The 13811-nt window shown below is 53.2% G+C and carries 9 protein-coding genes and 2 pseudogenes; 4 read left to right on the plus strand and 7 right to left on the minus strand.

The genetic code is table 11. The annotated features are described in order from the left end of the window. The first annotated feature begins 150 nt into the window (after window positions 1–150). From MKX63_RS29965 to MKX63_RS29975, 3 genes are all read left to right on the plus strand, one after another. On the plus strand, window positions 151–1068 hold the full coding sequence (locus tag MKX63_RS29965; protein WP_341022339.1) for an ArsR/SmtB family transcription factor: 918 nt from the start codon (window positions 151–153) through the stop codon (window positions 1066–1068). Between the two features lie 24 nt (window positions 1069–1092). Next, complete coding sequence (locus MKX63_RS29970) at window positions 1093–1845, plus strand: HAD family hydrolase (RefSeq protein WP_341022340.1); 753 nt, start codon at window positions 1093–1095, stop codon at window positions 1843–1845. A gap of 109 nt (window positions 1846–1954) precedes the next feature. Continuing rightward, the gene (locus MKX63_RS29975; RefSeq protein WP_341022341.1) at window positions 1955–2692 is read left to right on the plus strand and encodes a DsbA family protein; all 738 of its coding nucleotides are present in this window, start codon (window positions 1955–1957) and stop codon (window positions 2690–2692) included. Between the two features lie 515 nt (window positions 2693–3207). Here the strand turns inward: MKX63_RS29975 and MKX63_RS29980 are convergent. From MKX63_RS29980 to proS, 3 genes are all read right to left on the minus strand, one after another. Next, entirely contained in the window at window positions 3208–5484 is a 2277-nt protein-coding gene (locus MKX63_RS29980; protein ID WP_341022342.1) for a type IA DNA topoisomerase, read from the minus strand. A gap of 103 nt (window positions 5485–5587) precedes the next feature. After that, window positions 5588–6001, minus strand: coding sequence for a hypothetical protein (locus MKX63_RS29985; protein WP_341022344.1), 414 nt, complete (start codon window positions 5999–6001; stop codon window positions 5588–5590). 67 nt (window positions 6002–6068) lie between these two features. After that, window positions 6069–7349, minus strand: coding sequence for a proline--tRNA ligase (gene proS / locus MKX63_RS29990; protein WP_341022346.1), 1281 nt, complete (start codon window positions 7347–7349; stop codon window positions 6069–6071). A gap of 681 nt (window positions 7350–8030) precedes the next feature. Here proS and MKX63_RS29995 point away from each other — a divergent pair. Further along, window positions 8031–9877, plus strand: a pseudogene (locus MKX63_RS29995) (methyl-accepting chemotaxis protein). Between the two features lie 468 nt (window positions 9878–10345). On the opposite strand, the pseudogene MKX63_RS30000 reads toward MKX63_RS29995, so the two are convergent. From MKX63_RS30000 to thyA, 4 genes and pseudogenes are all read right to left on the minus strand, one after another. Beyond that, window positions 10346–10559, minus strand: a pseudogene (locus tag MKX63_RS30000) (IS1182 family transposase); the annotation flags it as partial. An 89-nt stretch (window positions 10560–10648) separates the two neighbouring features. Next, window positions 10649–12136, minus strand: coding sequence for a glutamate synthase subunit beta (locus tag MKX63_RS30005; RefSeq protein ID WP_341022347.1), 1488 nt, complete (start codon window positions 12134–12136; stop codon window positions 10649–10651). A gap of 156 nt (window positions 12137–12292) precedes the next feature. Continuing rightward, window positions 12293–12784, minus strand: coding sequence for a dihydrofolate reductase (locus MKX63_RS30010; RefSeq protein WP_341022348.1), 492 nt, complete (start codon window positions 12782–12784; stop codon window positions 12293–12295). Next, window positions 12781–13575 (minus strand): thymidylate synthase, encoded by a 795-nt coding sequence (gene thyA, locus MKX63_RS30015; protein WP_341022349.1) that lies wholly within the window; start codon window positions 13573–13575, stop codon window positions 12781–12783. Before thyA ends, MKX63_RS30010 begins: the two co-directional genes overlap by 4 nt. Window positions 13576–13811: the final 236 nt, after the last annotated feature.

Raw genomic sequence — 13811 nt, forward strand, 5'->3', positions numbered from 1 at the left:
TCTGACACAAATAAATCCTCCTATGTAATTCATTGATGTTCGTAACCTGATGTCCATGCGGCAAACACCGAACATTATAGTAGACAACCCTCTTCAAAACAAGAGATAATATATAGAAGTGACTGATTTTATGGAGGTGACCCGGCTTAAATGAAGTATGAACTGAGCATTGATGTTTCCCCCGTATACGAACTGCTGGACAGTTTCATGTTATATGTAACCAAGAAATGGACCTCCAACCTGGACATCGGCACCGACTGGATCAGGGATGTGGACGGCCGCTTCACCACCGCGCAGCTTGCTGCACTGAAGCAGGCCGCCGAATGGCCGTTCGAAGATTATGATGTACTCTACGCCTGGGCCTACAGCCGGGGCGAGGCCTCCAAGGTGCTGCAGTTCCTGGCTGAGCTGGAGAACTCTTCACTTGAGGATTGCCTCCGGCGGACCGAGCCGTTCTTCCATAACTTCACGGACGGGGAATGCGCGCGGATCAAGAACGGATATACGCCCCTTTTGCGGATATGGTATGAGCATTATTTCCGCCATGTGGAGCATACCCTGCTGCCGCTGCTGATTGAAGACGCTTCTGAGAAAAAAATGCTGGAGAGCAAAATGGACATGGTCCCGCTGATCGAATATGCTTCCGGCGGAATTGTCATTGAAGACATTCCCGGGCTGAAGACGATCGTGCTGCTGCCTACCGTGCATAACCGGCCGATCAATACGTATTGCTTCTTCAAAAATCTGATGCTGGTGCAATATCCGGTAGATGTCCCTTCAGACAATGAGGAGGAGCCGCCCACAGTCCTGCTTCGTTTAACACAGGCTCTCTCTGACCCAACCCGGCTGAGACTGCTGCGCTTCGTGGCCAATGAACCGAAGACGCTGTGGGAGATGCAGTCCGAGCTGAATCTGTCCCGGGAGATGCTGATGCATCATCTGCTTAGTCTGCGGGTCGCAGGGCTGCTGCGGGTCCATCTGCGCGGTGAAGGCACCGAACGCTACAGTATACGCCCTGACGGGGCCTCGGAGCTCCAGATGTTTCTGGAGTCTTACATCCGAATCTAACAGACCAACTTAGGAGTGAACCTCATGAAGTATTTGACCCAACAAGTGATCTTTGATCTTGACGATACCCTGGTGCATTGCAATAAGTATTTTGACCTCATTCTTGGCCAGTATTTCGAGCTGATGTCAGACTGGTTCAGCGATTATCAGCCCACCATCGGCGAACTGCGCACTAAGCAGGTAGAGATCGATGTCGAGACCGTTAGCACAAGCGGCCTGGCCAGCGACAATTTCCCGAAATCACTGATTGCCACCTACCATTATTTCTGCAGCAAATATAACCGCAAGCCGGACGCGTTCGAGGAGCGGCAGCTGATGAAGCTGGGGATGAGCGTGTACGACCAGGAGGTGGAAGCTTATCCCGGCATGGTGGAGACGCTGGATACCCTCAAGCAGGAGGGCCATTCCCTCTATCTCTATACCGGCGGCGACGACACCATCCAGCAGCGCAAAATCGCCCAAATGAAGCTGGACGCCTATTTCGATGACCGCATCTATATCCGCCAGCACAAAAATGTGGAGGCGCTTGAGAAGATCCTGACCACTTACCCGTTCGACCGCAAAATCACATGGATGATCGGCAACTCCCTGCGTACAGATGTACTGCCCGCGCTGACTGCCGGGATCAACAGCATCTATCTGAAGCAGCCGAATGAGTGGCTCTACAATCTGATTGAGCTGGAACGGGAGATGCAGCAGTCTGTCCTGACCATCTCTGCCATTCACGAGGTACCTCCGGTGATCCGCACCGCTGCGCTGCGGGAGCATCACGGCTGATTGACTGGCATCACAAGAATCAGGCAATTGTTACAAATGGCATAGGCAGCCTGCGGCGTGTATGATTATACTATTTGAGTAGATTTTCACACCGTTCAGGAGGCTGGCCATGAATAATAAAGCTAACCGTTCCAGAAACACACCAAGTCACGGGCGTCTGCTCCCTATGCTGCTTGCAGTGATTGCCGTGCTGCTGATCGCCCTTCTTGCCTTCTTCCTTACACAGGACAAATCGTCCGGCACCGAGACGCTCGATAATCTCCCTAACTACACCGATGTGAAGGGCAAGATCGTGGTGGACGGGCTTAAATACGAGAAGCAGCCGCATTTGGGCAGCGGAGACGCCAAGGTGAAAGTGATCGAATTCGCCGATTTCAAATGCCCTGCCTGCAAAAATTGGACCGCCTCATACCTCGATACGTTCATCAAGGACTACGTAGACAGCGGGAAAGTCCAGTTCTACTTCATGAACTTCGCCTTCATTGACCGGGATTCTTACCTGGCCGCCAGTGCCGGAGAAGCTATCTATCAGCAGAATAACGAGAAGTTCTGGGAGTATCTCCACAAGCTCTACGAGAACCAGGGTGACGAGAGCAAGATCTGGGCAACCCAGAAGTTTATCACTAAGTTCGTGAAGGACAATATTACAGGAATTGACCAGGAGCGGTTCGAGCAGGATCTGAAGAACCATACGTATATGTACGATGTCAAAGAGGATTTCAAAATCGCCGGAGCCTACGGCGTCAACGGCACACCAAAGTTCATGGTGAACGGCATCCTGCTGCCGGATTCCTCCTATGAAGGCTTAAGCGCCGCTATTGAAGCAGCCTTAAGCGAAGCTAATTAATTTAGACCAAAAACGCAGAGCAGCGATTCTCCAATAACGGTAGAATCGCTGCTTTTTTGAATGTTAAGCTTTTGAAGATAGAGGCCTGTCTCCGCTAGTACCTTATCAGATTTAAAATAGTGGAGTAGAATAAATCACCCTTCAAATTACATATTTTCAATTGACGGTTGTTATTTGGGGGCGCTAAGCGTAACGGACACAGGGGCTCTTATCCGTGAAGAAAGTCTTCACTTGGGCGATTAGCGGACCGCAAGGACCTTATCCCCTGCAATTCAGCTCCAAAACGTCTCTCAGAAAGACGATAAGCTCCACTGAGTCCGTTACGCTGCAAAAGGTGGTGTTCTCGTGGGGATAAGGTCTCTTCGGTCCGTTAGATTTTTCGGGATGATAGGGTTTCATTACACAAACCCCTGAGTTTCACAAGCATATCCACTCTTTTAAATCTGAAACTGCCTTCTTTTACAAAAGCGCCCCGGCCGGGAAAAGATGGCCGGGGCATTCTTAGTATGAATGAATTATTCCACGGCCAGCTGGCCGGTATCCATATTCTGCAGCACCAGCTTGCCTTCAAGCGGCGCGCCGTCCTCACCGGTCAGCTTCAGCTTTCCGGTCCGGCCTTTCTCAATCAGGGCCTTCACCTGGGTGTCGGTGAGCGTACGTCCGTGATTCTCCTTCCAGATCACGAAGCCGCAGCCCTCCTTATAATGGGAGCAGCCGTAGCCCTTGCGGCCCATGAAGATCATACCGCCGCAGCCGGGACGCGGGCAGGAGCCGATGACCTTCGGCCCGGTATCCACGTTCTTCCCGGCTGCGTCCGACGCCGCGCGGCGCGGCCCAGCTGCTGCGGACGTACGCCCGGCTGCCTTGGATTCAGCGGCCTTGCGCGGTGCAGCAGCCGGACTGCGGCCCTTGCCGCCGCTGTTCAGCGAAGGGGTATCCCCTTCGAAGGAGGTCTTCGCGGCACGCGACTGCACGCGCACCTTGTCCACAATCATCGCAGCGAACCGCTTGACGTTCTCCATAAATTGTCCGTCCGCTGCGGTGCCGCGGGCAATTTCATTGAGACGGCGCTCCCACTGCCCGGTCATTTCCGGGGAGGTCAGCAGTTCCACGCCTGCCCCGCGGATCAGCTCAACCGCCGTCCGCCCCTTTTGGGTGATGGCGATCTTTTTCCCCTGCATCTCCACATAGCCGACATTCTTCAGCCGTTCAATCGTAGCTGCCCGGGTCGCCGGAGTGCCCAGCCCCGAGTCCTTCATGGCATCGCGCAGCTCTTCATCCTCAATCTGCTTGCCTGCACTCTCCATGGCCTTCAGCAAGGTTCCTTCGGTGTAATGCTTCGGAGGCTGGGTATCCTTCTCCTTCACAACCGCATCGCTGCAGATCACTTCCCCCTCTGCTTGAACCGAGAACGGCTCGTTCACCTCAAGCTCTTCTTCCTCCTCGTCCTCCTTGCCTTTGCCCTTGGACGGTCTGGACTTGTCCTTCTTCTGGTCAGCGTAGATCACCTTCCAGCCGAGGCTGAGCAGCTCCTTGACTGTAGTCTTGAACTTCTCGCCTTCCACTTCGGTCATGACTGTATGCACCTTATATTCCGCAGCCGGATAGAACTGGGACAAGAAACGGCGCACGATCAGATCGTACAGCTTGGCCTCGTCCGCGCTCAACCCGTTCGCCTTGCGGTTCGTCGGCAGAATCGCATGGTGATCCTCGACCTTGGATGGATTACAGATGAATTTGTTGCCTTTATGAACCAGGTTACGGTTCGCACCCTTCACCCAATCGTCGTACTGCGTGCCCTGAAGGGACGACAGCGTCTTATGCATTTCAGGAATATTCTGCTCCGTGACATAGTTGGAGTTGGTACGCGGATACGAAATTACCTTATGCTTCTCATACAGCGCCTGGGCGATATCCAGTGTTTTTTTGGCGGAGAAGGCATATTTCCCGTTCGCCTCACGCTGCAGCAGGGTCAGATCGTACAGCTTGTTCGGATATTCCTTGGTTTCTTTGACCTCATAGAGAATAATCCGGGCGGGCTTGCCTTTGACCTTGGCCGCAAGCGCCTCTGCCTTCGCACCATCCGTTAACCGGTCACCCTGCCACATTCCCTTATACGTCAGCTCATTCTGGGTGAAATGCCCTTCCACCTCAAAGAACTTCAGCGAGGAGAATGCTTCAATGGTCTTCTGACGGTCATAGATCAGCGCAAGCACCGGGGTCTGCACCCGGCCTACAGAGAGCAGCACATTATGCTTGGTCGTAAAAGCGCGCGAGCCGTTCATCCCGATCAGCCAGTCCGCCTCGCTGCGCGCCCGGGCCGCTTTGGTCAGATTCTCGTATTCTGACCCGTCCTTCAGCTCCTGGAAGCCCTTGCGGATCGTCTCCGGCGTCAGATCGGAGATCCACAGCCGCTTCACCGGCTGGTTAAGCTCCAGGTAACGCTGAATCAGCGAGAAAATATGCTGGCCCTCACGCCCGGCATCGCAGGAGTTCACCAGCAGATCGCTGCGCTTCGCCAGCTCCCCGATCACCTTCAGCTGATCCATAGTGCGTGCATTAGGCAGCAGCTTGAACTCCTCGGGGATAATCGGCAGATCGTTAATGTTCCACTTTTTATATTTATTGTCGTAGGCTTCGGGCTCTGCCAGGCCAATCAGATGCCCAATCGCCCAGGTGATGATGTACTGCTCCCCTTCCAGATAGGAACGGTAGTTTTTGGCCTTCGGTTCTATTGCGGCGGCGATATTCCGCCCCATGTCCGGTTTCTCCGCAATAATGAGTGTCTTCAACAATAATCGCTCCTTACCCTTGGTTCATTACAAAAGTTGTCCAGTAGTCTATTATACCATTCCTGAACCTCAAAATCCGCTTCGCATTATTCAGACCTGTAACCTACAGGCGGAATATTGCCATCAGAATGAGCAGCGCCCCGATGATCAGGCTGAATAACTCAAGCACATCTCCCCGGGACCAGTGCGTGCGGAAAAATACGATTGCAGGCTGGGCGAGACCCGCTATCAGATACAGAATGGCCAGCAGCAGACCAAAGGAAAGTATGGAGAAGACAGGCGCATCACTCTTTGGCCCCCCGATGGAGGCAATCAATACAATTAGCACGGACAGAATATACAGTATACACCGGAAGAAGATAATCCACGGCCCGGACTTTGCGGGTGCAGGCTCTGCCGGGACCTGCTGTTCCCTGGCCCGCTCTTCCAACAGGCGGCGGATCTCTTCGGGATGCTCGTTACGCATTTTCTGCATCTGTCTGGCATTGTCAAGCCGGCGTATCAGGCGTCCAAACATTCTTTCCCCCTCCTCTCCAAGGTAGCGGATTCATGTGGCTTTTCCCCTATTTTACCAGAGCTTCAATTCAAGCAAAAGCAGTATCCGTTGCGGACTTCAGACCGCTTACGCGCAGCACGGCCTCACCTATATCGATTACTTCCTTGTTACCCGTTCTGCGGTCCATGTATTCAACCCTCTGCTCTGCGGCCAGCTTGCCGACCACCAGCGCAACCGGTATACCCATCAGTCCGGCATCCTTGAATTTGATCCCGGCCCGCTCATCGCGGTCGTCTAGAAGCGTATCGATGCCCAAGGCGGTCAGTCTTGCATACAAAGCTTCGGCCAGCTCACGCTGTGCTGTATCTTTGATAGACATCAGCAGAATATGAACCGTATATGGAGCCAGGCTCTGCGGCCAAACCAGCCCTTGGTCATCGTTGTTCTGCTCAGCCACTGCGGCCAGCAAGCGGGAGATTCCTATGCCGTAGCAGCCCATTACCATTGGCCGGGTGCAGCCGCCCCGATCCAGATAATCTGCCCCCAGCTTCTCACTGTAAACCGTGCCCAGCTTGAAGACATGCCCTACCTCGATGCCTTGATGGAAATCCAGCGCTCCATCGCCGCAGTGCGGACAGCAGTCGCCCCTATGCACTTCCGCCTGCTCCAGATTCGCAGCATATCCGCACAGGGAGCACACAGCTATCGTATCCTCGCCTATCTCTGACAGGGCCATGAATTCATGATTCTGGCCTTTGCCGCCAATCGCTCCGGCATTCGCCTGCACCGCCCGGTACTTCAGGCCGCAGCGGTCAAAGATCCGCTCATAAGCGCTGTACATCACCTGATAGGCCAGATCCAGGCCTTCCCCGTCCGTATCAAACGAATAGGCATCCTTCATCAGGAATTCCCTGCCCCGCAGAAGTCCTGAGCGCGGACGACGTTCATCCCGGAACTTCGTCTGGATCTGATAGATGGTCACCGGCAGCCGCCGGTAGGAGCTGATCTCTCCGCGCATTAGCGCCGTAACCACTTCCTCATGGGTCGGACCCAGCACGAACTCCCGGTCGTGACGGTCGCGGAGCTTCATCAGCTCTTTGCCGTACACCTCATAACGTTCCGATTCTCTCCAGAGCTCTGTCGGCTGCATGGAAGGCATAAGAACCTCCTGCGCACCGGCGGACTCCATTTCCTGGCGCACGATCTGCTCTATCCTGCGCAGCACCCGCCGTCCGAGCGGCAAATAGGTGTATACCCCGGCGGCCACCTGCCGGATATATCCGGCACGCAGCAGCAGCTGGTGGCTTCGTATCTCTGCTTCGGCAGGAGCTTCGCGCAGAGTGGTAACTAATAGATTGGTTTGACGCATACAGATCAGCCTCTTTCGTCGATAAGTGTGTACAGATCCAGAACATTTCACTGCCATAATGAGAACGCAAAAAAGACGCATCCGTCAGGGACGAATGCGCCGTGTTACCACCCTGTTTCAACCTCAAGACTATCCAAGCCTGCGGTCCTCTCATCCGGATAACGGCCGGGTCCGGCAGAATTATGCCCATCTTCAGCATAAGCTGCAGCTTCCAAGGCAGGATTGGTGTCTTACGCACTCGCGGGATCTTTCAGCCGGTGAATCCCCTCGCTGTTCCGGCGCTTACGGATACCAGGTCCTTGGTCAACGCTGTTACGTTATAAATGTTGGTACTTAATCTATACGATATTCCAGGCCGCGTCAAGCGGGTATTGGATAGATTGTGAATGGAATTAATTATTTTACATGAAATACCTTAAGATATGAACAGAATGTGTCGATAAACCGAATATCAGTAGAGGTATTCAGCGAGAAACGGCTAGCTATACTGCCAGTCGATTTCCATGTACCAGAGGGGGAACCGTTCCGATGTTCAAGTCAGTCAACCGCTTCATCAGCAAGCTCAGATCACGATCACTGCAAAGGCAAATGATGATGCTTTTCACCATTATGCTGGTGATCCCGATCCTCTTGGTCAGTTATTTCTCCTACTCCAGTGCTAAACGGGAATTAGAGAATAAAATGCAGAATGCCACGCATTCCAGTGTCGATCTGGTCGCCGGGACCATTCAAGAATATGTATCCGCCGCTATGCGGAATGTGGATTTGCTCAGCCGCCAGATTGAGTCTTCCGAGGTCGATGTTAAGGCTCCCGGCACACGCACGCTCATTGATCAGTTCATGAAGGCACATCCTGAGCTGGAGATTCTTACGGTGGGCAACGAACAAGGTGCCTGGATGAAGGCCCCGGACCCCGGCAAACAGGATTATGATCCGCGTACGCGGGACTGGTATAAGGCGTCCATGCAGAATGCCGGTACCACAACAATCATTGATCCTTTTGTCTCGGCAACTACCGGCAACTATACGCTGTTCCTCTCCCATTCGCTGGAGGATGGCAAAGGAGCTGTCACCACCAGCCTCAACCTCAAGGCAATGAGTGAAAGAATCCATACCACCCATCCGGGTGAGACAGGTTACTTCTACATTGTGGACCGTAATCATAAATTCGTCTCTTATCCCGGCAAAGCTGCAGGTGAGGATGTAGCAGATTATATAGTGAAGCTGCTGGCTAACGACAGCGGGGACCTGCATTATACCAATCCGGACACGAAAATGGATATGCAGGGTTACTATACAACTGATCCGAATACCGGGTTCAAAATTGTCGGCATCCTGCCCACCCAAGAATTCTCGGATGCCTCACAGCCCATTATCTATACAGGCCTGGTCGTTCTGGCCATTGCTCTGCTTATCGCCCTAACCCTGATGTTCCTGATTGTCCGCTCAATCACGAAGCCGATCCGCAGTCTGAACCGTTCTGCACAGCGGGTAAGCGAAGGCTATCTAAATGAACAGATCGAGATAAACCGGGTGGATGAGATCGGTCAGCTGGCACAGAATTACAACCTGATGGTAGGCTCTCTGCGCGGCATCGTCTCGGATATTTCGGACACTTCGGGACAATTGGCAGCCTCCAGCCAGCAATTGAATGCCACCACTGAAGAGAACTCCACAGCCACCGCTTACGTGGCTGAACTGGTGCAGGACTCCTCTGAGGGTGCGCAGACACAGACCTCGGCTATGGCAGAGACCTCGCGCGCGATGGAGGAAATGTCTTCCGGTATTCAAAAGATTGCCGAAGCCGCGGCCTCCATCGTCGATTCTTCTGCAAGCACTGAAGCAGATGTGCGCGGCGGCAGCCTGAAGATGGAACAGGTCAGCCAGCAAATGGATGCCATCCGGACCTCTACTCAACACTCTTCGCAGCTAATCGGGCAATTGAACGGCTTGAACGATGAAGTCTCCGCAATGAGCAGTGCAATTTCGGCCATTGCCGTACAGACGAATCTCCTGTCGCTGAATGCCGGCATTGAAGCAGCCCGGGCCGAGAGCAGGGCCGGGGCTTCGCCGTTGTGGCTTCCGAGGTGCGGAAGCTGGCTGATCAGTCGAAGAATACCGCCGGGGATATTCAAGATACCCTCCAGCAGATGACACAGTTGATCGACCAGACCTATGAAGCAATACAGCATACGGTCGCAGCCGATGTGGAGCTGGGGATTCAGGTTACCGCCGAAGCCAAGCAATCCTTCATCAGCATTGAACAGTCTACCGCCAAAATCAACAGCCAGCTGCATGACATCTCGGCTATTACCGAGCAAATGTCAGCGGGAGCGCAGGAGGTTGCCGCTTCCGTACACGAAATCTCCGGCATCTCCCGTTCCGCCTCAGACGCTTTCCAGAGTGTAACGGCAGCTACAGAGGAACAGCTCGCTTCCATGGAAGAGATCTCCGCCTCCTCTACGGAGCTGTCCAGAATGGCTGGCGATCTGCAGCTTAAGATTGAACGCTTCAAGCTGGAAGACTAATCCCAGTGATCTTTTGAGCATTGAGGACCATTGATTCTCATGGCCGCATAACAAAGTCACCTGCGGTTGAATAGGACTACCTTCACGCCAGCACATTGCAGATTGTATGCTGTTTTCCACATAGATTCGGGCCATGCGCCTGCATGCGAGCACAATGTATGCTGTTTTCCGCATACATTAAGGCCATGCGCCTACATTCGAGCACATTGCATGCTGTTTTCCGCATACATTCGGGCCATGCGCCTGCATGCGAGTACATTGTATGCTGTTTTTCGCGTACATTCGGGCCGTGCGCCTGCATGAGAGCACAATGTTTCCTTGTTCTCCTGTTGATGATACAGCGCGTATCCAGCTACGCATCTCCAGTGGTCCTCGGATTCGTTGTATGTCCAATTCTAGATTTTTCCGACATCGGCTTTCCAGGCCTTGCTCTTTTCTTTATGATAGGTGCTGTATTTTACGACTGCCCGTATCTCTCTTTTCCAGATAGGCATAGTACGCCACAATAAACTGGTTTTCGGTCCCGATCTGTAGATTTATAGCCTATCTTCAGTTGGCCATTGAGCATGTGATCTTCTTTCATTCGCATAAAAGTCGCATCGGGATCGGTCTTACTGAAGCTGTTCCGGTAACCCAGCACCTGCTCATACTGCTCGTACTTCAGGAGCCGGGGCAGCAAATCCTTACGTAAGCTACCTACTACAATAAAGAGCTGTCCCAAGCAGCCATTTCATGGCTTTTGGGACAGCTCCTTTTTCGTGCATATCGGATTTAGGCAAGTACAGTCGAACCCATCAGATATTTATCCACTTCGCGCGCGGCTTCGCGTCCCTCGTTGATGGCCCAGACGACCAGACTCTGTCCGCGGCGCATATCGCCGGCTGCAAATACTTTATCCACATTCGTGTTGAATTTGCCATAACGGGCCTTCACATTGCTGCGGCGGTCCGTATCCAGCTTAAGCTCCTCAATGATATCCTGCTCCGGTCCGTCGAAGCCAATGGCAATCAGCGCCAGCTGGGCCGGATAGACAGCCTCGGTTCCCGGAACCGGCTGGTAGATCTTCCGTCCTGTCTCGTCCACCGTCCGGCGGATCTGCACTGTATGCAGCTCCTTGAGGTTGCCTTCTTCATCGCCGACGAACTTGGTCGTCATGATAGAGAATTCACGCGGGTCTTCACCGAAGACCGCTTTGGCTTCCTGCTGCGCATAATCCAGGGTGTAGACATTCGGGAACTGCGGCCAAGGGTTAGCAATCGGATCACGTGTAAGCGGTGCTTTGTCGTGGGTACCGAACTGGGTGATGCTGCTGCAGCCATGCCGCAGGGAAGTCGCGACACAGTCGGAGCCGGTATCGCCTCCGCCCAGCACGATTACGTCCTTGCCTGCGGCGGATACATAGTTGCCATCCTCCAGATTGGAATTCAGATAGCTCTTGATCGTGCCGTTCAGGTAATCCATGGCATACATAACCCCTTTGAGGTCATGGCCCTCCACATTGAAGCGTCTTGCCTTGGTCGCACCGCCGCAGAGGACAACGGCATCATATTCATCCACCAGCTGCTGTGCCGGAATGTCTTTACCGATCTCTGTATTTACCACGAACTCGATACCCTCTGCTGCCAGCAGATCAACGCGGCGCTGTACGACACGTTTGTCCAGCTTCATCGTCGGAATACCGTACATCAGAAGGCCGCCGATCCGGTCACTGCGCTCAAAGACCGTTACCGTGTGACCCGCTTTATTCAGCTGGGCTGCTGCGGCCAGTCCTGCCGGACCGGAGCCGACAATAGCAATCCGTTTGCCTGTACGCTTCTCCGGCGGACTCGGAACGACCCAGCCCTCTTCAAAGCCCTTGTCCACAATGGCCAGCTCGATCGTCTTAATCGTAACAGGCTGTCCAATCAGACCGACGGTACAGGAGCCCTCGCAGGGAGCAGGACAAATGCTGCCGGTGAATTCAGGGAAGTTATTCGTCTTGTGCAGGCGCTCTAGCGCTTCCTTCCACAGGCCGCGGTAGACCAGGTTATTCCACTCCGGGATCAGGTTATGCACGGGACAGCCTGAAGTACCGCCGCTCATATCCATACCGGTGTGGCAATACGGTGTGCCGCAATCCATACAACGGGCACCCTGAGTCCGAAGCTCGTCCTCGGTCAGATGCTCGTGGAATTCTTCCCAATCCTTCACGCGCTGCTCGGGATCGCGGTCCCCTGGGAGCTGGCGCTTATACTCCATAAATCCAGTAGGTGTAGACATATATACGTTTCCCCCATCCGTTCTCTTCGTGTTGATGTATAGTACACCATTTCTAATTTTAATTATATTAGCATTCAATACTTTCGCACTGTAATGGACTAATCTGCTGATTATTTGTACTATTTCACATCTTGTGTCAGAGAAAACGCTTCATCGTCACTCCTTGCGGTCATACACCATAAAACGATAATCATAAGGATTCTGCTCATTCTTGAGTCCCGGGGAATTGGAAACTTCCTTCCACTGACTCCAGTCTACCTCAGGGAATCGCGTATCACCTTCAATCTCCGCCTCTATCCGTGTAACACGCAGCTTGTCGGCATACGGCAGCATCAGGCTGTAGATTTCGGCTCCGCCAATCACCATCAGTTCATCCTCCTTGCGCCCCTCAGCCAGCGCCTCAGCCAGCGTATGGATGATCTCAGCCCCTTCGGGTGCGAAGCCCTTGTCGCGGGTCAGAATCAGGCTGGTACGGCCCTTCAGCGGCTTGCTGCCCAGCGACTCCCAGGTTTTGCGGCCCATCAGCATCCGCTTGCCGAGTGTCTCAGCTTTGAAATACGCGAAATCCAGCGGCAAATGCCAGGGCATATCGTTATTTTTGCCAATTACGCCATTGGAGGCCATCGCCCATATCATGGTAATGCTCATATAGCAACCGGTGCCTTGATTCCCGGGTGATAGACATAGTCAGTAAATTCAAAATCCTCAAAAGTATAGTCAAAAATACTGTCCGGTACTCTGCGGATGTTAAGCTTCGGCAGCGCATAAGGCTCCCGTGCAAGCTGTGTAGCCACTTGTTCCATATGATTTGTATATATATGCACATCTCCGCCGGACCAGATGAAATCTCCGACCTCAAGCCCCGTCTGCTGCGCAACCATATGGGTAAGCAGCGCGTAGCTGGCAATGTTGAATGGAAGCCCAAGGAATGTATCCACCGAACGCATTGTAAGCATGCAAGAAAGCTTGCCGCCGGCTACGTAGAACTGAAAAACGAAATGGCAGGGCGGAAGCTTCATCTGCTCAATCTCGCCTACATTCCACGCACTAACAATATGGCGCCGTGAATCGGGATTATGCTTAATCGACTCAATTACATTCGCAATCTGATCGATATGCTGCCCGTCCTTACTCTCCCAGGCCCGCCACTGCGAGCCGTACACCGGCCCCAGCTCCCCGTTCTCATCGGCCCATTCATCCCAGATCGAGACGCCGTTCTCCTTCAGATACGTTGTATTGGTATCCCCTTTGAGGAACCATAGAAGCTCATGTACCACCGACTTCAGATGAATGCGCTTGGTGGTCATCAGCGGGAAGCCCTTCGACAGATCGAAGCGGAGCTGACGCCCGAAGACGGACACTGTACCTGTACCTGTCCGGTCGCTCTTAGCTGTACCGTTGTCCAGAATATCCTTTAATAAATCCAAGTAATTACGCAAGCCGTATCGCACCCCACTCTCTTTTTTCTTCTACCAGTTTACCATGAGCTGACGGTCGTTGTAACTTCCCTTATGATAAAAAAACGCAAAAAAACATACATTTCTCTCCCCGAATTGGGCAGATTTCCAGCTATTTCCGAACGTTCAGGACAGTATCTTCAGTCAAAAGAGGATGCTCCCTGACCATCTGCATGGCTTCGGGAACATCCTCCTATGTTCTTACCGCATAAGCTTAG

Source organism: Paenibacillus sp. FSL R7-0179, assembly GCF_038002265.1.
In the GTDB taxonomy this organism is placed as follows: Bacteria; Bacillota; Bacilli; order Paenibacillales; family Paenibacillaceae; genus Paenibacillus_AQ.

Bases quoted from the DNA above. Each gene is read 5' to 3' on its own strand.
- MKX63_RS29985 (WP_341022344.1), bottom strand. From the start codon at position 6,001: ATGTTTGGACGCCTGATACGCCGGCTTGACAATGCCAGACAGATGCAG.
- MKX63_RS30010 (WP_341022348.1), bottom strand. From the start codon at position 12,784: ATGAGCATTACCATGATATGGGCGATGGCCTCCAATGGCGTAATTGGC.
- MKX63_RS29965 (WP_341022339.1), top strand. From the start codon at position 151: ATGAAGTATGAACTGAGCATTGATGTTTCCCCCGTATACGAACTGCTG.
- MKX63_RS29970 (WP_341022340.1), top strand. From the start codon at position 1,093: ATGAAGTATTTGACCCAACAAGTGATCTTTGATCTTGACGATACCCTG.
- MKX63_RS29975 (WP_341022341.1), top strand. From the start codon at position 1,955: ATGAATAATAAAGCTAACCGTTCCAGAAACACACCAAGTCACGGGCGT.
- proS (WP_341022346.1), bottom strand. From the start codon at position 7,349: ATGCGTCAAACCAATCTATTAGTTACCACTCTGCGCGAAGCTCCTGCC.
- MKX63_RS30005 (WP_341022347.1), bottom strand. From the start codon at position 12,136: ATGTCTACACCTACTGGATTTATGGAGTATAAGCGCCAGCTCCCAGGG.